19 protein-coding genes are annotated in these 21587 nt (G+C 66.0%); 13 read left to right on the forward strand and 6 right to left on the reverse strand.

Annotated features, from left to right (window positions below):
* Nucleotides 1-118: 118 nt before the first annotated feature.
* Together AC07M1_RS13430 and AC07M1_RS13435 are read left to right on the forward strand one after the other, a co-directional pair.
* Nucleotides 119-3100 (forward strand): TonB-dependent receptor plug domain-containing protein, encoded by a 2982-nt coding sequence (locus AC07M1_RS13430; RefSeq protein ID WP_495163122.1) that lies wholly within the window; start codon nucleotides 119-121, stop codon nucleotides 3098-3100.
* A 7-nt stretch (nucleotides 3101-3107) separates the two neighbouring features.
* Nucleotides 3108-4505 carry an FAD-binding oxidoreductase gene (locus tag AC07M1_RS13435; RefSeq protein WP_495163123.1) on the forward strand — a complete coding sequence of 466 codons (1398 nt, stop codon included), beginning with the start codon at nucleotides 3108-3110 and terminating at the stop codon, nucleotides 4503-4505.
* Here the strand turns inward: AC07M1_RS13435 and AC07M1_RS13440 are convergent.
* Nucleotides 4502-4978: a RidA family protein gene (locus tag AC07M1_RS13440; RefSeq protein ID WP_495163124.1), complete on the reverse strand. Its 477-nt coding sequence runs from the start codon at nucleotides 4976-4978 to the stop codon at nucleotides 4502-4504. The genes AC07M1_RS13435 and AC07M1_RS13440 overlap by 4 nt on opposite strands.
* A gap of 84 nt (nucleotides 4979-5062) precedes the next feature.
* Here AC07M1_RS13440 and AC07M1_RS13445 point away from each other — a divergent pair, with 84 nt between their 5' ends.
* Both AC07M1_RS13445 and AC07M1_RS13450 read left to right on the forward strand, forming a co-directional pair.
* Nucleotides 5063-5857, forward strand: a complete 795-nt coding sequence (locus tag AC07M1_RS13445) for a DJ-1/PfpI family protein (RefSeq protein WP_495163125.1) — start codon at nucleotides 5063-5065, stop codon at nucleotides 5855-5857.
* A gap of 41 nt (nucleotides 5858-5898) precedes the next feature.
* Entirely contained in the window at nucleotides 5899-7215 is a 1317-nt protein-coding gene (locus tag AC07M1_RS13450; RefSeq protein ID WP_495163126.1) for a CapA family protein, read from the forward strand.
* A 7-nt stretch (nucleotides 7216-7222) separates the two neighbouring features.
* Here AC07M1_RS13450 and AC07M1_RS13455 read toward each other — a convergent pair whose 3' ends face one another.
* Complete coding sequence (locus tag AC07M1_RS13455; protein ID WP_495163127.1) at nucleotides 7223-7615, reverse strand: RidA family protein; 393 nt, start codon at nucleotides 7613-7615, stop codon at nucleotides 7223-7225.
* Nucleotides 7612-8682: a dipeptidase gene (locus AC07M1_RS13460; protein WP_495163128.1), complete on the reverse strand. Its 1071-nt coding sequence runs from the start codon at nucleotides 8680-8682 to the stop codon at nucleotides 7612-7614. The genes AC07M1_RS13455 and AC07M1_RS13460 overlap by 4 nt, the downstream gene beginning before the upstream one ends.
* A 119-nt stretch (nucleotides 8683-8801) precedes the next feature.
* Here AC07M1_RS13460 and AC07M1_RS13465 point away from each other — a divergent pair, with 119 nt between their 5' ends.
* From AC07M1_RS13465 to AC07M1_RS13480, 4 genes are read left to right on the forward strand one after another with little or no spacing between them, the layout of a single operon-like run.
* Complete coding sequence (locus AC07M1_RS13465; protein WP_495163129.1) at nucleotides 8802-9989, forward strand: amino acid aminotransferase; 1188 nt, start codon at nucleotides 8802-8804, stop codon at nucleotides 9987-9989.
* A 15-nt stretch (nucleotides 9990-10004) separates the two neighbouring features.
* A complete protein-coding gene (locus tag AC07M1_RS13470; protein WP_495163130.1) occupies nucleotides 10005-10964 on the forward strand; it encodes an MBL fold metallo-hydrolase in 960 nt (319 codons plus the stop codon).
* A gap of 4 nt (nucleotides 10965-10968) precedes the next feature.
* Nucleotides 10969-12543, forward strand: coding sequence for an FAD-dependent oxidoreductase (locus AC07M1_RS13475; RefSeq protein ID WP_495163131.1), 1575 nt, complete (start codon nucleotides 10969-10971; stop codon nucleotides 12541-12543).
* A 1-nt stretch (nucleotide 12544) separates the two neighbouring features.
* Nucleotides 12545-12745, forward strand: coding sequence for a DUF2783 domain-containing protein (locus tag AC07M1_RS13480; RefSeq protein WP_495163132.1), 201 nt, complete (start codon nucleotides 12545-12547; stop codon nucleotides 12743-12745).
* Here the strand turns inward: AC07M1_RS13480 and AC07M1_RS13485 are convergent.
* Entirely contained in the window at nucleotides 12730-13539 is an 810-nt protein-coding gene (locus AC07M1_RS13485; protein WP_495163133.1) for an IclR family transcriptional regulator, read from the reverse strand. The two genes, AC07M1_RS13480 and AC07M1_RS13485, sit on opposite strands and share 16 nt — an antisense overlap.
* 107 nt (nucleotides 13540-13646) lie before the next feature.
* Here AC07M1_RS13485 and AC07M1_RS13490 point away from each other — a divergent pair, with 107 nt between their 5' ends.
* Genes AC07M1_RS13490 through AC07M1_RS13510 form a run of 5 tightly spaced genes read left to right on the forward strand, consistent with a single transcriptional unit; the run spans nucleotide 13647 to nucleotide 19650 of the window.
* Nucleotides 13647-14930, forward strand: coding sequence for a Rieske 2Fe-2S domain-containing protein (locus AC07M1_RS13490; protein ID WP_495163134.1), 1284 nt, complete (start codon nucleotides 13647-13649; stop codon nucleotides 14928-14930).
* Between the two features lie 30 nt (nucleotides 14931-14960).
* A complete protein-coding gene (locus AC07M1_RS13495; RefSeq protein WP_495163135.1) occupies nucleotides 14961-15929 on the forward strand; it encodes a fumarylacetoacetate hydrolase family protein in 969 nt (322 codons plus the stop codon).
* A 2-nt stretch (nucleotides 15930-15931) separates the two neighbouring features.
* Nucleotides 15932-16927, forward strand: a complete 996-nt coding sequence (locus AC07M1_RS13500) for an amidohydrolase family protein (protein WP_495163136.1) — start codon at nucleotides 15932-15934, stop codon at nucleotides 16925-16927.
* Entirely contained in the window at nucleotides 16924-18333 is a 1410-nt protein-coding gene (locus tag AC07M1_RS13505; protein ID WP_495163137.1) for an aldehyde dehydrogenase family protein, read from the forward strand. The genes AC07M1_RS13500 and AC07M1_RS13505 overlap by 4 nt, the downstream gene beginning before the upstream one ends.
* A 21-nt stretch (nucleotides 18334-18354) precedes the next feature.
* Complete coding sequence (locus AC07M1_RS13510; RefSeq protein WP_495163138.1) at nucleotides 18355-19650, forward strand: MFS transporter; 1296 nt, start codon at nucleotides 18355-18357, stop codon at nucleotides 19648-19650.
* Here AC07M1_RS13510 and AC07M1_RS13515 read toward each other — a convergent pair.
* Entirely contained in the window at nucleotides 19642-20601 is a 960-nt protein-coding gene (locus AC07M1_RS13515; protein ID WP_495163139.1) for a threonine ammonia-lyase, read from the reverse strand. The two genes, AC07M1_RS13510 and AC07M1_RS13515, sit on opposite strands and share 9 nt — an antisense overlap.
* Nucleotides 20598-21575: a fumarylacetoacetate hydrolase family protein gene (locus tag AC07M1_RS13520; RefSeq protein WP_495163140.1), complete on the reverse strand. Its 978-nt coding sequence runs from the start codon at nucleotides 21573-21575 to the stop codon at nucleotides 20598-20600. Before AC07M1_RS13520 ends, AC07M1_RS13515 begins: the two co-directional genes overlap by 4 nt.
* Nucleotides 21576-21587: the final 12 nt, after the last annotated feature.

Genomic DNA, 21587 nt, shown 5'->3' on the forward strand with positions numbered 1-21587 from the left:
TCTCTGCGCAACTTTTTCTGTCACGTATAGCGTAACGGTGTTGCGTATATTGACACTGTTTCAGTTCGGAGTAATTTCCTCGAACACGTTCAAACACACATAATAAAGGGGTGGCCCGATGCGGTTCAGGGACGGACAGGGAGTGGAGAAGAAGCTGAAGGTGCGGGCGCTGCTGCTCGCGACAGCGATTTGCGGCGTGCCGGTTGCGGCCAGCGCCCAGACCGCGCCGGCAAGCGAGCCGGCGGTCGCTGAAGAGGCGCAGGAGCAGGAAATCGTTCTGACCGGCAGCCGCATCTCGCGGCGCGACGTCGAAGCGCCGACGCCGATGAAGGTGCTGGGCGCCGAGGCGATCGAAGCGCGCGGCGCGGCCAGCATTGGCGAGTTCCTGGTGGAAGTGCCGTCGTTCCGCAACACGCAGGGTCCGCAGACCAACACCGCCGGTACGCTGGGCACTGGCCAGTTCTCGGCCGATCTTCGCGCACTGGGCGTCATCCGCACCCTGACGCTGGTCGATGGCCGCCGCTTCGTGCCGTCGGCCGCGACCGGCCAGGTCGACCTCAACCTGATCCCGCAGATCCTGGTCGACCGCGTCGATGTCGTCACCGCCGGCGCGTCGGCCACCTATGGTTCGGACGCGGTCTCGGGCGTGGTCAACGTCGTGCTCAACAAGCGGCTTGAAGGCATCAAGGGCGACTTCTCGATGGGGATCAGCGATCGCGGAGACGCGCGCGAGACCCGTGCCGCGCTGGCGTTCGGCGCCCCGTTCGCCGATGGCCGTGGCCACATCGTGATCGGCGGCGAATATGTGAAGTCCAAGGGCGTCAACGACCCGTTCGCGCGCGAAGCCTTCGCTGAACAGCCAGGACTGGTTTCCTATGTCGGTGCCCGCCCGGCGGGCAAGCCGTCGCGCGTCTATGAGCGGGGCGTTTCGTTCATCAACATGGCCTATGGCGGCCTGATCACCGGCGTGAACGCCGATCTCAACGCCGGCAATGGCGCGGACGTGCTGCGCGGCATCCAGTTCGGACCGAACGGCGCGCCGACGGCGTTCAACTACGGCAATTTCGCCGACTATGGCACCGGCAGCACGCTCGCGAGCAACTTCACGGGCGGCAACAAGGGTCTTTATCCGCAGGACGGCTGGACGCTGATCGTGCCGACCACGCGCCGGGTCGCCTTCGGCCATATCGACTATGAAGCGACCGACAAGCTGAACCTGTTCGTCGAGGCGAGCTACGGCCGCAGCGGCGGTTACGGCAACTCACCGCCGGTTCGCGATCAGGGTTCCGCCGCGACGATCCTGCGCGACAACGCCTTCCTCCATTCGTCGATCCGCGACATCATGGTCGCGAACAACATCTCGTCGTTCACGCTGGGCCGTCCGTATAATGACTTCGGTCCGATCACGCGCGCCAATGAGAACACGACCGAGCGGTTCGTCGCGGGCTTCGACTATGATCTGGGCGGCAGCTGGAAGATCGACGGCTATTATCAATATGGCCGCAACGTCCTGAATGCGAATGTCGCCAACCTGCGGATCGAGAACAACTTCCGCTTCGCGACCGACGCGGTGAATGTCGGTGGTCAGATCGTTTGCGCGGCGACGCAGGCGAACGGCACGGTGACCTCGACCGGGCAGGTGCTTAACCGCTTCAATTCGGCGGCTTCGGGCTGCGTGCCGATCAACCTGTTCGGCCAGGGTTCGCCGAGCAAGGCGGCGATCGACTATGTCACCGGCGACGTCTTCTACCAGGTGACGACCAAGCAGCAGGTCGCCGCGCTGAATATGCAGGGCGAGCTGTTCAAGCTGCCCGGCGGTGCTTTCGCGGTGGCGTTCGGCGGCGAGTGGCGCAAGGAAGAGGCCGCGGCCATCTCCGACGCGCTGTCGCAGGCGAACGGCTTCAACTACAGCAACCCCAAGCCCTATTCGGGTGGCTATGATGTGAAGGAAGTCTATGCGGAAGCGGTTGCGCCGCTGCTGCGTGACATGCCCTTCGCCCATCATGTCGAGCTGAACGGCGCGATCCGCTACACCGACTATTCGACCTCGGGCGGCGTCACGACCTGGAAGCTGGGCGGCATCTATGCGCCCTTCGCTGATCTGCGCCTTCGCGCCACCCGGTCGCGTGACATTCGTGCGCCCAACAATGCGGAACTCTATGCGACGACTGCGGGTCTCGCGCAGTTGCGCAACCCGTGGAGCGGCGTGACGACCCAGATCACGACGCTCAACCAGCCGAGTCCGACGCTGAAGCCGGAAAGGGCGGATACCTGGACCGTGGGCGGCGTGTTCACGCCCCGCTTCATTCCGGGCTTCACCTTCTCCGCCGATTACTATGACATCAATATCAAGGGCGCGATTTCGAGCTTCTCGTCGCAGTCGATCCTCGACAATTGCTTCGCGGAGACGGGTACGCCGTTCTTCTGCAACTTCGTCACCCGGACCGGGACGGGCTCCGCCACCGTGGTCGACCTGGTGTCGGTGCAGCTGCTCAACATCGCCGGAGTTCGGACACGCGGGTTCGACTTCTCGGCCACCTACCGTACGCGGATCGGTGAGAGCGAACTGACGCTTCGCGGCATGGCGACCTACGTCAAGGATCTGATCTTTGACGACGGCACCGGCGCTGCGCCGCGCTTCAACGCGGCGGGTGTGATCCAGTCGCTGGGCGGCCGGATCGACCGCGCCGGATCTGTCGGCGGCACGGCATTTACCGCCGGGCAGCAGACCAGCGCGACCAACACGCCGAGCTGGACCGCGACGGGGTCGATCGCCTGGGCGCTCAAGCCGGTGAACGTGAGCCTGCAGGGCCGCTATATCGGCGGCGGCAAGTTCGACGCGACGCTGGTCGGGCCGGGCGATCAATATTACGATGCCGCCTCGCCGATCTCGATCGGCAACAACCGGGTCGACAGCCGCTTCTACCTTGATCTCGCGGCACAGGTGGACGTGATCAAGGACGGCAACCGCAAGCTGCAGTTCTACTTCAACGTCAACAACCTGACCGACAAGGCACCGCCGTTCCCGGTGACCGCGATCGCGGGCATGTATGATCGTATGGGGCGCTATTATCGTGCCGGCCTGCGCTTCACCTACTGACGATAGCGTGGCCGCGCTCAGGGAAATCCTGGGTGCGGCCATGTTCGTCGATGACCGCGTCGCGTGCGACGCCCATCTTCAGGACATGACCGGCAATTGGCCGAGTGACGCGATTGCCGTTGCTCGGCCTTCGTCGCCACAGGAAGTGGCGGCGCTGGTGCGGCATGCCACCACCAACAACATGTCGATCGTGCCGCAAGGGGGGAACACCGGGCTGGTCGGTGGATGTGCCGTTGGGCCGGAAGCGCGCGCGGTGCTGCTATCTTCCCGGCGGCTCAATGCGGTGCGGGGGATCGATCCGCATGTTCCCGCGGTGATCGCCGAGGCGGGGTGCATCCTGGCCGATGTCCAGGCGGCGGTAGCCGAACAGGGGTTCTCGATCCCGCTCGGCCTCGGCTCGGAGGGAAGCGCAACGATCGGCGGACTGATCTCGACCAATGCCGGCGGCGTCCGCGCACTGCGCTACGGCGTGATGCGCAACCTCGTCCTCGGCCTTGAGGTCGTGCTGCCCGACGGGCGCATCTGGGACGGGCTGCGCACGGTCGCCAAGAACAATATGGGCTATGACCTCAAGCAGCTGTTCATCGGCGCCGAGGGGTCGTTGGGTGTCGTTACCGCCGCGGCGTTGCGGCTGACTCCGGCTTGGCGGCAGATCGAGACCGCCTGGCTGGCAGTCGAAAGCCCGGCATCGGCGTTGGCGCTGCTCCAGGATCTGCGTGCATCGCTCGGCGATCTGGTGGTCGCGTTCGAGCTGATCCAGCGGCGCGGTGTCGAATGGGCGACGCGAGCGGTTCCGACGCTTCGCGTGCCCGATACCGGCGATCATCCGTGGTTCGTGCTGGTCGAGTTCGCTTCCGCCGCCGCCAGGCTTCCGATCCGCGATGCGGTCGAGGATGCGCTTGGCCATGCCATGGAGCAGGGGCTGGCGGTCGGCGGGCTGCTGGCCGAGAGCGAGGCGCAGCGCCAGCAGCTATGGCGCATCCGCGAGGCGCTGGTCGAAGGCAAGCGCGGCGCAAAGCCGTCGGTCAGCGTGGATGTCGCGGTGCCGCTGGGGCAAGTTCCGGCCTTTCTCGAGGCCGCGAACCTTGCGGTGCAGGTGTTGCCGGGGTGCGAGACGCTCGCCTTCGGACATGTCGGTGACGGCAATATCCACCTGTCCGTGCATCGCGGCAAGAATCACCCCGAGCGGTTCGCGGAAGCGGCCGAAGAATTGTCAGCGGTGATCGAGGCGGTGGCACTCGCGCATGGCGGATCGATCTGCGCGGAGCATGGCGTGGGCCGGCGGATGCGCTCCGCCGTCGCCGCGGCGCTGAGCGAGACCGAGCTCGACCTGTTCCGCGCGGTCAAGCGGACGATCGACCCGGGGAACATCATGAACGCCGGGGCGGTGATCGCCGAGCGTTAGTCGCGCAGCACGAACTTTGCATTGGCCTCGACCGCCACGCCAAAGGGCAGGGCGGCGACGCCGATCGAGGTGCGGGTGTGGCGGCCGCGCTCACCCAGCACCGCGACGATCAGGTTTGACGCGCCGCTGATGACCTGGCTCTGCTCGGTGAAGCCGGGCGTGCAGGCGACGAAGCCATTGAGCTCGAGGCAGCAATCGACGCGGTCCGCATCGTCGCCGGTCGCCTCCGCCAGCCAGGCGAGGATGTTGAGCGCGCTGAGTTCCGCCGCCTTCGCACCCTGCTCGGTCGCAAGCTGGGCGCCGAGCTGGCCGAGATAGGGCTTGTCGCCCTCGAACTGCGCGATCATCCCGGAGACGTGCACGACATTGCCGACATGGCGATAGAGCAGGAACGGCGTGTCCTTCTGCACCACGCGCGGCAGGCGGTGGCCAGCGCGAATGACGGCGTCGGAAATGCGGTTGATGGCGGTCATTGACGCTCCTGCGGTCTTGGATTGATGCACGATAGAGTCGCATATCGTGACGACGTATCGTAAATCGAGACATGGAGGCTGGCAATGGATCGCCGGACACTGATCGCAGGCGCAAGCGGCCTTGCCGCGACACTTGCAATGGGCGCACCGCTGAGCGCGAAGGAAGGGGAGAAGGCCGTGGAGCAGAAGCCGTTCACCATCGGGATGATCGCGTTCGACATGATGACGAACCTCGATTTCGTCGGGCCGTTCGACATCCTATCGCGCGTGCGCGGCGCACGAACCATCGTGCTGGGCAAGTCGCTGGACCCGATCACGACCGATTCCAAATATCGCCTGCTGCCCGAGATGCGGCTGGCGGATGCGCCCGAGCTCGACATGATCTTCCTGCCCGGCGGGCCAGGGACGACCGGCATGATCGAGGACGCTGAGATGCTGGCCTTCCTGCGCGAGCGGGCACCGCGCGCGAAGTGGATCACATCGGTCTGCACCGGCGCGTTGGTGCTCGGCGCGGCGGGGTTGCTGGAGGGATATAGGGCGGCGACGCACTGGAGCGCGATGCACATCCTGCCGGTGCTGGGCGCGACGCCGGTCGACGAGCGGGTGGTGATGGACCGCAATCGCGTCACCGGCGGCGGGGTGACGGCGGGGATCGACTTCGCGTTGACGCTGATCGCGCATATCTGGGGCGAGGATCAGGCGAAGCTGATCCAGCTGGGCAATGAATATAATCCCCAGCCGCCGTTCGATGCGGGGCACCCGAAGCGCGCGCGCGAAGTCGCCACGCGCTATCGGGAGCTGACCAAGGGCATGACCAACGCCCGGCTGGAGGCATCGAAGCGCGCCGCGGCGAAACTGGGTATCGCCCCGGCGGCATAGCCCCGCGTTTGCGTCCATCCCGCACTGCCTGGGAGCTTAGCGTGCGTTCCACCATCGATGACGATTTCACGTTCGCCGCGGTCGGCGACACGTTGCAGGTTCGCGCGCAATTGCCGACCGACGACAAGGGTTTTCTGGCGGTCACCGAAGTGGTGCAGGCGGCCGATGTGGCCTTCGCCAATGGCGAGATGACCTGTTTCGATCTCACCACCTTCGACGGCCATCCTGCCGCGCAGACCGGAGGCGGGTTCACGCTGGGCAGTCCCGATGTCCCGGCCGACCTCAAGGCACAGGGCTTCTCCTTGATCGCGCGCGCCAACAACCATGCGGTGGACTGGGGCATTGAGGGGATGCGCGAGACCGACCGGTTGTTCGCGCGGCAGGGGCTGGTGATCGCGGGGACGGGGGAGAGCCGCGCTCAGGCGCGTGCGCCCCGCTATCATCAGTCGCGCAAGGGCCGGGTCGCGCTGGTCGCCACGACCACGACCTTCACGATTCAGTCCGAAGCGGGTGCGCCGCTGGGGCAGGCACGGGCGCGACCGGGGGTGGCGGCGCTGCGGGTCAAGCCGTCGGTGCATGTCGGGCAGGGCGTGATCGACGCGCTGCGCACGGACTATGGCGAGCAGGCCACGCCCGCGGTGGTGACCTGGACCACCGATCGCGCCAGCGCGCCGAGTGGGCGACCGGACCAGCTCAACATCTTCGGCGTCAACTTCAGGGCGAGCGAGACGCCCGGCGTCAGCTACGAGATGAACCCGGTCGACCTGGCGGAGACGATGGCGTCGATCCGGCAGGCGCGGGCGGCGTCCGACTTCGTCGCCTTCAGCGTCCACGCGCACGAGAGCGCGACCGGGCGGTTCAACGATCAGGAACAGGCCGACTTCATGCCCGTGCTGGCGCATGCCGCTATCGATGCCGGCGCCGACATCGTCCTCGGCCATGGGCCGCACGTGCTGCGCGGGATCGAGATCTACAAGGGCAAGCCGGTCTTCTACGGTCTCGGCAACTACTTCTTCCAGCTCGACCTGCTCGAAGGGCTGCCGCGCGACATCCTGAACCCGGCCTATCTGTCCGAGCATGAGCAGGTCGCGGCGCTGCTGGCCAAGGGCTTCGGCGACACCGCGACCTGGGAAAGCGTCGTCGCGGTCAACCGCTTTTCCGGAGGGGCGGTGCGCAGGATCGAACTACACCCGATCGATCTGGGCGCCGATTTGCCCTCGAGCCGGCGCGGGGTGCCGCGCCGGGCGTCGCGGGCCAAGGCGAGCGTGATCATCCGGCGCATCGCCGAATTGTCCGCGCCCTATGGCACCGCGATTGCCGAGAGCGACGGGATCGGGGTGATCTCCATCGCGCCCTGACCGGGCGTCAGCACGGCATATAGGCGAGGCATTCCACTTCGGTCAGCGCGCCGCCGACGAGCTTGGCCGCGCCGAACGCGCTGCGTGCTGGCAGGCGGTCCGCCGGGAAATACTCCAGATAGACCGCATTGAACTCGGGCCACTGGTCCATGTCGGCGAGCATCACGGTGCACTTGAAGATCGCATCCATGCCGAGGCCAAAGGTCGCGAGCTCGTCCTTGATGTTCTCCATCGTCTGGCGGGTCTGCGCGGCGAGGCCGGTGGGTTTGCTGCCGTCGGGCAGATTGCCGATTTTGCCCGACAGATAGAGCACGTCGCCGACGCGGACGGCGCGGGAGAAGGGTGAGCCGGGGCGACCGCCGGGGAAATATTCGATGCCGGGCCGTGTCGTGTCGTTCATGCCAAGATCCTCATCGCATTGCCGCCCATCACTTTTGCGGCTTCGTCTTCGGTCAGTCCGCGCGCGAGCAGGGTTCCGGCGAGGGCGGGCCAGTCGCGGTAGCTGGGCAGCACGCTGCGGTAGGTGAAATCCATGTCGGTCCCGATCGCGACATGATCGACGCCAAGCTGGTCGATCATGCGCAGGATCGTCTCGACGAAATCCTCGAAGCTCGCCTGGGCGAAGCCCGCCGGCACGCAACCGACCACGCCGCCGGTCGCGGTGACGAGGCGTGCATGCTCGGGCGAGATCAGCCGCGGATGCGGACCGGCGATCGGTGCGATGTTGGAATGCGACAGCAGCATCGGCCGCGTCGCGATGGCGGTGGCCTGCTTCACCGTATCGAAGCTGGCATGCGACAGATCGACCAGCACCCCGGCATCCTCCATAGCCTTGATCGTCGCGCGACCGAGCGGGGTGAGGCCGTGATGCACCGGCGCTTCGGTCTGGGTGTCGCCGATCTGGTTGACCCTATAGTGTATGATCGTGATCGAGCGGACGCCCAATGCCGCGGCCTGCGCGATCCGTTCGAGCTGGTCCTCGATGAAGTCGCCGCCTTCGATCGAGATGAACCCGGCGAGACCGCCCGAGGCGTGTGCGGCGCGGATGTCGGCGCAGCTGCGGGCGAGGGCGATATCGGTCGTGTCGAACAGCAACCGCGCCGCGTCGATCTGACGCAGATGATCTTCATGGGCCTCGCCTGGGGTGAAGGCACGGGTCGCGCCGAGGCCGCGCTCGGTCTTTCCGAGGACGGCGAGGTCGGCAACGGTCGCGAACATTGCACCGGCAAGCCCGCCATGACGCATATCGGCGACCGCCTGTTCCGGATCGGGCGCGGGATAGGAATCGACAAAGGCGCTACGCTGCGCGCCGGCCATGAAGAAGCGGCCGGGATGGGCGTGCAGATCGAAGGTTGGATGACGTGCGAGAAAGGCGACGCCCGCTGCGCGGCGTTCGGCATCAACCGAGGGCGAGTGCGGGGAGGGTATCGCCGCACCGGCAGGGGGCATGGCGCAGATCACGCACATCGGCGATCAATCCCTGCCATCACCGGCATTTTTCGGCGTTTCGCATTGCGGCCCTTCGACTGGCTATTGTAACGTATAACGTCACAGCGTATCGTATAACGAAACAACTGGAGATCACAATGTTCGCAGAACTCGCCGAGCCGCCGCTCGATCCGATCCTCGGGCTGGCCCAATTGCTCGCGCGCGATACCAGCCCCGACAAGGTCGATCTGGGCATCGGCATCTATCAGGATGAGCAGGGGCAGGTCCCGGTTCTGGATTGTGTGAAGGCCGCCGAGCGCTGGCTGGTCGAGACCCAGCCGAGCAAGCGCTATCTCTCTTCAGCGGGCAATGCCGACTATAATACGCAGACGCGCGGACTGTTGTTCGGCGAAGGCAGCGACGGGTTCGCGCGCAGCCGCACGATTCAGGCACCAGGCGGCACCGGCGCGCTGCGGCTGGCGTCGGACCTTCTCTACAAGCTGCGTCCCGGCGGGCGCGTATTCATCCCCGGCCCGACCTGGCCCAACCATCCCGGCATCCTCAAGGCCAGCGGGCATGAGGTCGTCGTCTATCCCTATTACGACATGGCGACGGGCGCGCTGCGCTTCGACGAGATGATGGCGACGCTCGCCGATCTCGGCGCGAACGACACGTTGTTGCTGCATGGCTGCTGCCACAACCCGACCGGCGCCGACCTTGACCTCGACCAGTGGAGCGCGGTCGCCGATCTGGTGGCGAAGGTGGGCGCGGCGGTGCTGGTCGACCTGGCCTATCTGGGCCTTGGCGACGGCGTCGATCAGGACGCGGCGGGCCTGCGCCTGCTGGCGACGCGGATCCCCGAATTCCTGGTCGCCAGCTCCTATTCCAAGAATTTCGCGCTTTATCGCGAGCGTGTCGGCGCGCTGACTCTGGTCGGCGGGAATGAGCAGGCGGCGGTCCTTGCGCACGCGCATTCGCTGCCGGTGGCGCGCACGCTCTGGTCGATGCCGCCGGATCATGGTGCGGCGATCGTCGCGCGCATCCTGAGCGATGCCGAATTGCGGCAAGGCTGGACCGGCGAGCTGACCACGATGCGCGAGCGGATCAACGGGATGCGCGCGCGGCTGGCGGCGCGGCTCGCCGAGCATGGCGGGCGCGACTATGGCTTCATCGCGAACCAGCGCGGCATGTTCACGATGCTCGGCATCTCGCCCGAGGGCGTCGAGACGCTGCGCCGTGACCATCACGTCCATCTCACCAGCTCGGGCCGCGTCAATGTCGCGGGCCTCAACAGCAACAATGTCGAGCGGGTCGCGGACGCGATCGCCGCCGTCAGCCAGAATTGAGCGGAGTAAACTAGAATGGCCAAGCCGTTTGCATCGTCGACAGACCTGACGGAAAAGACCGAGACCCTCGAAATCGTTGCGGACGGCGTCTACGCGCTGACCGCCGAGGGCGACCCCAATGTCGGCGTGATCGAGGGCGAGGATTTCATCGTCGCGATCGAAGCGCGTGCGACACCCGCTGCCGCGCGCGACTGGCTGGTGAAGCTGCGCGAGCATACCGACAAGCCGGTCCGCTATCTGATCCTGACCCACTATCATGCCGTACGCGTGTTGGGTGCGAGCGCATTCGACGCGCAGGACATCATCATGAGCAACGCAACCGCGGCGCTGGTCGAGGAGCGCGGCGAGCAGGATTGGGCAAGCGAGTTCGGCCGCATGCCGCGCCTGTTCAAGCAGCATGAGGAGATCCCTGGGCTGACGCGTCCGTCGATCACCTTCTCGAACAGCTACGCCATCGACCTGGGCGGGGATCGCGGACGGATTGATCTGCAATTCTGCGGGCGCGGGCACACCGAGGGCGACATCGTCGTGTGGCACGAGAGGACCGGCACGCTGTTCGCGGGCGATCTGGTGGAAGCGCAGGCCGCGCTCTACACCGGTGACGCCTTCCATTTCGACTGGGCGACCGGAACGCTCGACAAGGTGAAGGCGTATCAGGCCGAGCATCTGATCGGCGGGCGCGGCGCGGTTGCACATGGCCGCGCGGCGGTGGACGCAGCGGTCGAGCAGACGCGCGAGTTCCTGAACGGCATGATCGAGCATGTCGGCGCGGCGCACAAGAATGGCGGCACGCTCAAGGACGCGTTCGAGGCGACGCACACCGCGCTCGGCCCCAAATTCGGGCATTGGCCGATCTTCGAGCATTGCCTGCCGTTCAACGTCCAGCGCTTGTGGGACGAGTTCGACGGGATCGAGCGGCCGCGCATCTGGACGATGGAGCGCGACCGCGAGGTCTGGGCGCAGCTGCAGGGCTGATCCGATGGCCAATTTGCCCAACATTCCGGTGTGGCGCGAAATGGGTGCCACACCCGCCCCGGCGAGTGCGCATGAGTCGGCTCCCGTGATCGTGGTCGGCGCGGGGCCGATCGGCCTGGCGATGGCGCTCGATCTCGGGCGCCGGGGACATCGCGTCGTCGTGCTCTCGCAGCTCGATTTCGTTGCGGCGGGATCGAAGGCGATCTGCTTCGCCAAGCGCTCGCTCGACATCTTCGATCGGCTCGGCGTCGGCGATGCGATCGTCGACAAGGGCGTGATCTGGAATGTGGGCAAGGTGTTCTGGGGGGATCGCGCCGATCCGGTATTCCAGTTCGACATGCTGCCGGTGAAGAACCAGAAGCGTCCCGGCTTCATCAACATCCAGCAATATCATGTCGAGGAGCGGCTGATCGACGCGCTCGCCGCGCTGCCCAATGTCGAGCTGCGCTGGGGGCACAGGCTGTCGGCGATCGCGCCCAATGCCGACGGCGCGCTGATCGCGGTGGAGACCGCGGGCGGCAACTACACGATCGACGCCGGCTGGGTGATCGCGTGCGACGGCAGCCGCTCGGCGGTGCGCACGCAGCTGGGGCTCGATTTCGACGGGCGGGTGTTCGAGGACAATTTCCTGATCGCCGACGTCAAGATGAAGGGCGAGCGGCCGTCGGAGCGCTGGTTCTGGTTCGATCCGCCGTTCAACCCCGGCCAGTCGGCGCTGATGCACAAGCAGCCCGACGATGTCTGGCGGCTCGATTTCCAGCTCGGCTGGAACATCGATCGCGCGGCGGCGATGCGGCCCGAGAATGTCGAGCCGTTGGTCCGCGCAATGCTGGGCGACGACGTCGCGTTCGAGGAGGAGTGGTACAGCGTCTATACCTTCCAGTGCCGCCGCATGGCGCGCTTTGTCCATGGCAAGGTGATCTTCGCGGGCGATAGCGCGCACCTCGTCTCGCCGTTCGGCGCGCGCGGCTGCAATGGCGGGCTGGCCGATGTCGACAATCTCGGCTGGAAGCTCGACCTGATCCTGCGCGGCGAGGCCGGGGCGGGGCTGCTCGAAAGCTATAATGACGAGGCGATCACGATCGCCGACGAAAATATCCTGAACTCGAGCCGTTCGACCGATTTCATGACGCCTAAATCGGCGGCGAGCCGCATCCTGCGCGATGCCGTGCTCGAGCTGGCGAGCGAAGTGCCGTTCGCCCGCCCGTTCGTGAATTCCGGACGGCTGTCGACCGCGGTCGCACTGCCTGGCAGCGCGCTGAATACGCCCGATGGCGATGATTGGCAGGGGCTGGGCGTCGCGCCGGGCTATCCCGCGCTCGACGCCCCGGCCGGTGACGGCTGGCTGCTGGAGAGGTTGGCTGCCGGGTTCACGCTGCTGGTCGATGGCGATGTGCCGGAGGTTGAAGGGCTCGTCGCGATCGCGGTGGGCGAGGGCGATGATGTGTTGCGCGAGCGCTATGCGATGGCGCCGGGGTCGGCCTGCCTGATCCGGCCCGACCACCATGTCTGCGCCCGCTGGCGCCAGCCCGACGTGGCAGCGATCCAGGCCGCGATCGAACGCGCGAAGGGGAATTGAGATGAGCGGTCTGATTACCGATCCCAACATCAATGGCGTCGATGATGTCTATGAGCGGCTGATCGGCATTCTCGACGGGGAGTCGGTCGAGAACAGCCTGAAGGTCGCGATGCGGCTCAACCTGATCCTGATGAACCATGTCGGTGACCGCGCGGTGATCGCGGACGCGCTGGCGCTGGCTACGGGTCAGCCGCGCGGATAGATGTGGCGCGAGCCCAGCGCGTGTGAGCAGCGCTGGGCACAGGCGAGTAGGGATTCGACCAGCCACGGCTCGGGCGGACCCGGCGCCATCGCGTCACTCGCCAGCATCACCGTCACGGCGGCGACGATCGTGTCGCGATCGAAGATCGGCGCGGCGAGTGCGCTGTGACCGATGCCGAACTTGTTGACGCCCCAGCTGTAATGGCGCGCCTGCACGCCTGCGATTTCGCGTTCGAAGGTTTCGCGATCGTCGATGCGGAAATTGTCGCCGCGCGATTCCGCATGATCGAGAATCTCGTGCCGCCGCTCGCGCGGCTGGAAGGCGAAGCAGACGCGCGCCGTCGGCGATTCGGGCAGGCTGAGCATCAGCCCCGGCTGGACGTCGATCCGCATCGCCGCGCGCGCGGGCAGGCAGCTCATCACCACCGCATCCCCGCCGGCGACGGTGCACAGCAGCACGGTGCAGCCGCTCGACGCGTTGAGTTCCTCGAGCGGCGCGCGAAGCAGCTGGGGGAGCTGCATCCGGCCGGCGGCGATCTGGCCCCAGCGGCCGATCCGCCAGCCGAGCTGGAAGCCGCGCCCGGCGCTGCCGCGCGAGACCAGTCCGAGCATCTCGAGATTGCTCAAATGCCGAGACACGCGCGACTTGGTCATGCCCAGCGTCTCCGCCATTTCCTGCACGCCGATCGGGCGTTCGCTCTCTGCCAGGAAGTCGAGAATCCAGGCGGCGGTCGCCACCGTGGCGATCGAGGCGGGCGTATCCGGGGCGCGGCGTCGCAAGTCGCGGTCTGTCATGCAGCGATCCTAGCATTTGTTTCACTATACGCAACTCCTGAGGGTATATGTTGCGCATAGCGTTCCAAGTTCCATAACTTGTCTCATGAGAGGATGGAGTTGACGCGGTGAGGGCCGAACAGAATCAACGTTTCACGCAGGTTGGGCCGGGCACGCCGATGGGCGAGCTGCTACGCCGCTATTGGCACCCCTTTGCCGCGGTCGCCGAGGTCGATGAGCTGGGGGTCAAGCCGGTGCGGCTGCTCGGCGAGAATCTGGTCGCGTTCAAGTCCAAGAACGGCAGCTATGGCCTGATCGACCGGCAGTGTCCGCACCGCCGCGCCGACATGCTCAACGGCATCGTCGAGGACGACGGCCTGCGCTGCAGCTATCATGGCTGGTGCTTCGCAAGCTCGGGTCAGTGCCTGGAACAGCCGTTCGAGGACATCGCCAACCCCAAGGCGCGCTTCAAGGACAAGATCCGCACCAAGGCCTATCCGGTCGAGGCGAAGGCGGGGATGCTGTGGGCCTATATGGGGCCGCAGCCGGCGCCGCTGGTGCCGAATTGGGAGCCGTTCACCTGGGCTAACGGGTTCCAGCAGATCGTGTTCGCCGACGTTCCCTGCAACTGGTTCCAGTGCCAGGAGAATAGCTGCGATCCGGTCCATTTCGAATGGATGCATCGCAACTGGACCTCGGTGCTCAAGGGCGACGGCAGCTATGGCCCGACGCACCTGGAGCTGGCGTTCGAGGAGTTCGAGTTCGGCCATATCTACAAGCGCGTGCGCGAGGATACCGACAAGGACAATCCGCACTGGACGGTCGGCGCGACCGCATTGTGGCCCAACGCCTTCTTCCTGGGCGACCATATCGAATGGCGCGTGCCGATCGACGACGAGAACACGCTGTCGGTGACCTGGATGTTCCATCGCGTGCCGGCCGACCGCGAGCCGTTCGTCCAGAAGCGCATCCCCTATTGGACCGGCCCGGTGAAGGACGCCAATGGTGAGTGGATCACCAGCCATGTGATGAACCAGGACATCGTTGCCTGGGTCGGCCAGGGCACGATCGCCGACCGCACCAAGGAGCATCTGGGCAAGAGCGACTGGGGCATCGTGATGATGCGCCGCGCGTTCGAAGCCGACATGAAGCGCGTCGAGGCGGGCGAGGGTGATCCCAAGGCGGTGATCCGCGACGCCGAGTTCAACAAGTGCGTCGAGCTGCCGATCAAGCACAAGGAGCTCTTCACCGCGTCGATGACGCTCGAGGAGAGCCGGAGGCTGGGCGACACGCTGCAATACCGGATCAACCGGCCCGACTATCAGCACCAGGTCGGCCAACCCGAAGCGGTGAAGCGCGAATATCAGATCGCGATGGGGATGATCCCCGAGGACGCGACCGAAACCATCTGAACAATCGATAAGATCTAGGGAGTCGACGGCATGAAACTGGGTACGATCCGAATTGATGGCAAGCCGACGGTGATTGCCCGCGTCGCCGACGACAAGGCGGTGGCGCTGGACGCCTATCGCTGGATGGAAGACCTGATCGAGGCGGGCAATGCCGGACTCGACACCGCGAACGAGGCGATCCAGGCTGCGCTTGCCGGCAAGCTGCCGGTGATCGACCTGTCGGCGAGCACCGACTGGATGGCGCCGAACCCGCGCCCATCGAAGATCCTGGGCTGTGCGGTCAACAACAACAACCTGAACAGCAAGGCGATGAAGCCGATGACGGCGCCGATGTTCTTCATCAAGGGGCGTTCGGCGCTTACCGGCCACAACAAGACGATCGACATCCTGAAGGATCACGGCCCGTCGATCCCCGAGCCGGAGCCTGTCGTGGTGTTCGGCAAGACCGCCAAGAACGTGCCGCCCGAAAAGGCGCTCGACTATGTGTTCGGCTACACTCTGACCAACGACGTCACCGCGAGCGGCGTCAAGTTCGGCGAGGATTCGATCGCGCTCAAGCAGACCGCCGACATCGTCAAGCCCCACCACACCGCGTGGCGCCCGCAGTTCGAGGATGACAATAACTGGCTGCTGTTCATCTATCACTCCAAGTCCAAGGCGGCGGATACGTTCGCGGCGATGGGCCCGTGGCTGACGACCAAGGACGAGGTGCCGGACCCCAACAAGCTGCTGGTGCGCGGCTATATCGACGGCGAGTGCTTCACCGACGATTCGACCGCCAACTACTTCTTCCCGGTCGAACAGGTCATCTCGACCGCGTCGAAATGGTTCACGATGGAGCCGGGCGATTGCATCCACACCGGCACCGCGTCGAAGGGCACCGAGAAGCACCCACGCGGCAATATCGGCACCTATCTGTCGGGCTATGACGGCAAGCTGTGCGACGTCGAGATCGACGGGCTCGGCCGCCTGTCCAACCGCATCAACCTGGAGAAGTGACCATGTCGTCGGTGCCGGTGATCGACGTCCACACGCACATGCTGAGCGAGGCATGGCTGAACGATATCCGCGCGCATGGCGCCCCCAAATATGGGGTCAAGCCGACCGCGGCGGGGCAGGACAGCGTGTGGATGAGCGGCGCGCCGTTCGTCACGCTCTTCCCCGAGATGTTCGACTATGATCTGCGGGTCGCGAACATGGACAAGGCCGGCGTCGACATCGCCATCGTCTCCCTGACCTGCCCCAGCGCATACTGGGGAGGGGAGGCGGTGAGCACCCGCGTGTCGCGCGAGATGAACGCACACATGGCGTATCAGCAGGGGCGGTTCCCGGACCGCATCCGCTTCTTCGCGACCTTGCCCTGGCAATATCCCGAGCGCGCGGTCGAGGTGCTTGCCGAAGCCGTCGTCCAGGGCGCGGTCGGCGTATTCGTCAGCGCCAATATCGACGGCAAGAGCCTGACCGCGCCGCAGTTCGCGCCGATCTGGCAGGCGATCGACGATCTGGCGCTGCCGGTGCTGGTCCACCCCACCGCGCCGCAAGGCTCGGCGGAGATGGAACTGAGCGAATATGGCCTGGTGCCGCCGATCGGCTTCATGTTCGATACCACGCTGGCGGTATCGCGGATGATCCTCGACGGGTTCATCGACCGCTATCCCAACCTGGCGATCATCGCCGGGCATGGCGGCGCCACCTTGCCCTATCTCGCTGGCCGGCTCGACCGTTGCCACGAAATGATCCCGGCCTGTTCGGAGAAGATCAAGGACAAGCCGTCGAGCTATCTTCGCCGCATCTATTATGACACGGTCGTCTATGAGAAGAGCGCGCTCGACCTGTGTATCGAGGTCGCGGGCGGACCGGAGCGAGTGATGTACGGATCGGACTATCCCCATAATATCGGGGACATGGCGGGCTGCCTCGCTCGGGTGAATGCGCTCGATCCCGCCGCCGCGAAGCTGGTGAAGAGCGGCACCGCGCAGAAGCTGTTCAAGCTGTGACCGGGGTCCGCCTGATCGTCGACGGGAAAGCGCTGGCGACGGCGGAAACCTTCGCAGTGATCGACCCCGCCACGGGGCAGCCGTTCGCGGATGCCCCGCTGGCGAGCCGCGCCGACCTTGACCGTGCAGTCGATGCAGCGCGCCGCGCATTCCCAAGCTGGGCGGCGACACCGATCGATGAGCGGGCGCGGGCGATCCTAGCGATTGCCGACGCGTTGGAGGGCGCGAAGGACGAACTGGCGAAGCTCCTGTCGAACGAGCAGGGCAAGCCGGTCCCCAATGCCGGTGGCGAGATCATGGGGTCGGTCGGCTGGGCGCGCGCCACCGCGGCGCTACGCCCGCCGGTCGATGTCATCAAGGACGACGACAGCGTCCGGATCGAGGTGCATCGGAAGCCCTTGGGCGTGGTCGCGTCGATCAGCCCGTGGAACTTCCCGGTGATGATCGCGATCTGGCACATCATCCCGGCCTTGCTGTCGGGCAATACGGTGGTGATGAAGCCATCGTCCTACACGCCGCTGACCGCGTTGCGCATGGTCGAGATCGCCAATGCGCATCTGCCGGCGGGCGTGCTCAACTCCGTGACCGGCGAGGGCGATATTGGCCGGGCAATGTCCGAGCATCGCGGCATCGACAAGATCGTTTTCACCGGCTCCACGCCGACCGGCCGCTCGATCATGGCGAGCGGCGCGGCGAACCTCAAACGGCTGACGCTCGAGCTGGGCGGCAACGACGCGGCGATCGTGCTGCCCGACGCCAATGTCGACAAGATCGCGGCGAAGATCTTCGCCAAGGCATTCGGCAACAGCGGCCAGATCTGCGCCGCGGTGAAGCGTGTCTATGTCCATGACAGCCTGCACGATGCGCTCGCCGACAAGCTTGCCGAGATGGCGCGTGCGGCGGTGGTCGGCGCGGGAAGCGAGTCCGGCAGCCAGTTTGGCCCGGTCCAGAACCGCGCGCAGTTCGATCTGGTCCGCACCCTCGCCGACGATGCGCGGGCGCAGGGCGGCCGCTTCCTGGCCGGTGGCGAGCCGATGGATCGCGACGGTTATTTCTTCCCGCTCTCGGTCGTGGTCGACGTGACCGACGGGATGCGGGTGGTGGACGAGGAACAGTTCGGCCCGATCCTGCCGGTCATCCGCTATTCGGACCCCGAGGACGCCCTCGCGCGCGCCAACGCCAATGAGAATGGCCTGGGCGGATCGGTCTGGTCGTCGAACGTCGACGCCGCGACCGCGCTCGCGCAGCGGCTCGAGGCCGGGACCGTCTGGGTCAACGATCACGCCAGCATCTCACCCGACGCGCCGTTCGGCGGCGCCAAGCAATCGGGTGTCGGCACCGAATTCGGCCTCTATGGGCTGGAAGAATATATGCAGCTTCAGACTATCAGGGTGGCGAAGATCTGAAGCGCTTCGAGAGGGTACGGGATGTTTCAGTTCAACCAGGCATTCCGCGATGAGTTCAGCGCCAATTGGCGCGTGCTGGCGATCGCGATCACCGCTTTGTTCTTCGGATTCTCGGCGCCGGCCTATGCGCTGCCGTTCATCTATCCGGAGGTGATCAAGGATTTCGGCTGGACGCGCGAGCAGGCGACCCTGCTCGCCACCGCAAAATATCTGACGGGCGTGATCTCCTGCCTGGTGTTCGGGCGCTTCCTCGACATCGCGGGCGCGTGGAAGGCGTTGATGACCTCCATCGTCGTCGGCGGCTTCGCACTGCTCGGGTTCGCATTTGTCGGCGGGCTGACGAGCTATTATGCGGTCGGCGTGCTGCTCGGCATCGCCGGGCCGGGCGCGATGGTCTCGTGCTTCGTGTTGGTCGGGCGGACCTTCCGCGCATCGCAGGGGACCGCGACCGGGATGGTACTGCTCGGCACCGCGATCGGCGGCGTGGTCATGCCCATCGTCACCGCCGAACTGATCCAGGCATTCGGCTGGCGCAACGGCATGGCCGCACTGTCCGCGGGCATCTGGCTCGTCGCGATCCCGGCGCTGATCTACGGGATGCTGCGCGTGCCGATCACCGAGCAGGCGGCGAGCGCCAGCGACGCCAGCGAGAGCGTCGGCGTACGCGAGTATTTCGGCAAGATGATGCGCGGATCGAGCTTCTGGCTGATGTCGATCGCTTTCTTCCTCGTCACCATCGTCGATCAGGCGCTGACCCAGCATCAGGTGCTGATGCTGCTCGACGCCGGCCTCAGCAAGGACGAAGGGGCGTGGGCGGTCAGCGCGATCAGCGTCGTCGCGATCTTTGGCCGGGTGCTGGCGGGCAATATCCTCGACCGTAGTTCCAACCGCGGGCTGGCGGGACTGTATTTCCTGCTCACCACCTGCGCGATCCTGTCGTTCGCGCTGACCAACCCGATCGTGCTGATGTGCTATATCGTGGTGCGCGCGATGGGTCATTCGAGCGTAATGGTCGACGGTCCGGTGATCTCGCGTCACACCTATGGCACCCAGCATCTGGGGCTGTTGACGGGCCTCCTGACGGCGATGGCCAATCTGGGCTCGGCCACCGGTCCGTGGGTGATGGGCCGGATGTACGACGCGGCGCAGTCCTACCAGTCCGCGCTGATCCTGTTCATGATCCTGCCGGCGATGTCGGCGGCGTGCATCTGGTTCGTGAACCCGCGCGCGTGGAAAGCGCAGCGCGCGGACGCGCAGCGGCGGCAGGACCAGCCGGCGGAAGGCAGTCCGGCGGTCGGCTTGCCGACATCAGGCTGAGAGGTTGGCGAGCAGGGCGGCAGGATCGATATTGCCGCCCGACAGGATCGCCACGACGTTCCGCCCGCTAAGGTTGGGCGAGCGCGCTGCGGCATAGGCGATCGCGCTTTGCGCCTCGACGATCAGATGACTGTCATGGGCTAGGGTGCGGAACGCCGTTAGCGCCTCGGCTTCGCTGACCACGATCACGCCGTCGATCAGCTCGCGCAGCAGCGGCCACATGATGTCGAGCACCGATTGGGTGCCCGCGCCGTTCGCGAAGGTCGCGCCGCGCTCGAACGGGACAGGGTGGCCCGCGGCGAACGCGGCGGCGAGGGGGGCGGCGGCGTCGATCTCGCACGCCAGCACTTTCACCCCGACCCGCATCGCGCGCATCGCCGCGGCGATGCCGGAGATCATCCCGCCACCGCCGAACGGCACGATCACGGTATCGACCTGCGGCCATTGCTCGACCAGCTCCAGCGCCATCGTGCCGTTGCCGGTGATACCGTGCTCCTCGCACACCGGATGGAGGAACAGCGCGTCGGGATCCCCGGCGTCGCGCGTCTGCATGATCCGCCACCAGTCGGGAAAGGCGTGCGGCACGATTGCGACGTTCAGCCGCTCCAGCGCCGCAAGCTTCACCGCCGCGGCATTGGCCGGAACGTGACAGGTCAGCCGAAAGCCGCGCGCCGCGCCGACCATCGCGACGGCGGGTGCGAAATTGCCCGCGCTCGCCGTCACCAGGCCATGCGCGGCCGCATCGTCAGAAAGCTGTTCGACGCTGTTGGCGGCACAGCGGATCTTGAACGAGCCGCCGGGCTGGAGATTTTCGCATTTGATGCGGATCTCGCGGCCCTCCGGGGCGGGCGCGGCGAGCAACGGGGTGATAATCGCGTGCGGCGCGATCCGGGCGGCTGCGGCACGGAAATCGGCTTCCGTCTTGCCCAGGATCGCGTCGCGCAGGCTCATGCCCGACGTTCGCCGATCGTGTTGCGCAGGATGCCGATCCCCTCGACCTCCAGCTCGATGATATCGCCGGGTTCGAGATAGCGGCCGGTTTCGAATCCGCAGCCATTGCCCGCCGTGCCAGATCCGAACACGTCGCCGGGGTAGAGCGTCTCGTCGCGCGAGACGAAGGCGATGCACTGGGCGAAGTTGAACTGCATTCCGCTCGAATTGCTGCGCCCCTGGACCACGCCGTTGATGCGCGATTCCATCGCCAGGCTGGAGACGTCGGGCAGTTCGTCGCGGGTGACGATCCATGGCCCCATCGCATTGCCGGTGTCGAAATCCTTGCCCTTGGACGGGCCCATGCGGAACTGCTGGTCGCGCACCTGCTCGTCGCGCGCCGAAAAGTCGTTGTAGATCATGTAGCCGAAGATGTGATCCGGGGCGTCGGCCTCGGCGATGTCGGCGCCGCGCTTACCTATCACGGCGGCGAACTCCAGTTCATAGTCCATCGTACCGCTGAAGCGTGGCCACTGGATCTCCGACCCATGGCCGGAACAGGTCATGCGGTTGCCCTTGAAATAATAGGGCCGCTGGTACCAGCTCGCGGGCAGGTCATAGGCGCCGCTCGCCTTGAAGCCGGCATAGGCGGCCTCCGGATCGGGTTGGCTCGCCGCGCGCATCCGCATGCTCGCCTCCAGCGCCTGAAGGCAGTGCAGCTCGAAATTGGCGAAGTCGCGGATCGAGTTCGGCACGGGCAAGGGCGGCAGATAGCGGACATAGGCCGGGTCGAAACCATGGTTGCCGCGATAGCGCGCGACGATATCCGACGCGGCTTCGAGCGCGATGTCGCCGCCTTCGATCAGCGCCAGCATCGACGAGAACATGGGTCGCCCCGCAGCCGGCGCTGCCGCCGCGAGATCGACGATGGACCCGTCTCCGGCGATGGCTCCCACCAGCGCGCCGTTGCCCGCGTCGAATGTGACGAGTTTCATCGCTATCTCTCC

The organism is Sphingomonas sp. GW821-FHT10C01 (assembly GCF_059415525.1).

Coding starts and splice junctions, on each gene's coding strand:
- AC07M1_RS13430 (WP_495163122.1), top strand. CDS start 119: ATGCGGTTCAGGGACGGACAGGGAGTGGAGAAGAAGCTGAAGGTGCGG.
- AC07M1_RS13440 (WP_495163124.1), bottom strand. CDS start 4,978: ATGACCGCCATCAACCGCATTTCCGACGCCGTCATTCGCGCTGGCCAC.
- AC07M1_RS13445 (WP_495163125.1), top strand. CDS start 5,063: ATGGATCGCCGGACACTGATCGCAGGCGCAAGCGGCCTTGCCGCGACA.
- AC07M1_RS13455 (WP_495163127.1), bottom strand. CDS start 7,615: ATGAACGACACGACACGGCCCGGCATCGAATATTTCCCCGGCGGTCGC.
- AC07M1_RS13460 (WP_495163128.1), bottom strand. CDS start 8,682: ATGTGCGTGATCTGCGCCATGCCCCCTGCCGGTGCGGCGATACCCTCC.
- AC07M1_RS13465 (WP_495163129.1), top strand. CDS start 8,802: ATGTTCGCAGAACTCGCCGAGCCGCCGCTCGATCCGATCCTCGGGCTG.
- AC07M1_RS13470 (WP_495163130.1), top strand. CDS start 10,005: ATGGCCAAGCCGTTTGCATCGTCGACAGACCTGACGGAAAAGACCGAG.
- AC07M1_RS13475 (WP_495163131.1), top strand. CDS start 10,969: ATGGCCAATTTGCCCAACATTCCGGTGTGGCGCGAAATGGGTGCCACA.
- AC07M1_RS13480 (WP_495163132.1), top strand. CDS start 12,545: ATGAGCGGTCTGATTACCGATCCCAACATCAATGGCGTCGATGATGTC.
- AC07M1_RS13485 (WP_495163133.1), bottom strand. CDS start 13,539: ATGACAGACCGCGACTTGCGACGCCGCGCCCCGGATACGCCCGCCTCG.
- AC07M1_RS13495 (WP_495163135.1), top strand. CDS start 14,961: ATGAAACTGGGTACGATCCGAATTGATGGCAAGCCGACGGTGATTGCC.
- AC07M1_RS13500 (WP_495163136.1), top strand. CDS start 15,932: ATGTCGTCGGTGCCGGTGATCGACGTCCACACGCACATGCTGAGCGAG.
- AC07M1_RS13510 (WP_495163138.1), top strand. CDS start 18,355: ATGTTTCAGTTCAACCAGGCATTCCGCGATGAGTTCAGCGCCAATTGG.
- AC07M1_RS13515 (WP_495163139.1), bottom strand. CDS start 20,601: ATGAGCCTGCGCGACGCGATCCTGGGCAAGACGGAAGCCGATTTCCGT.
- AC07M1_RS13520 (WP_495163140.1), bottom strand. CDS start 21,575: ATGAAACTCGTCACATTCGACGCGGGCAACGGCGCGCTGGTGGGAGCC.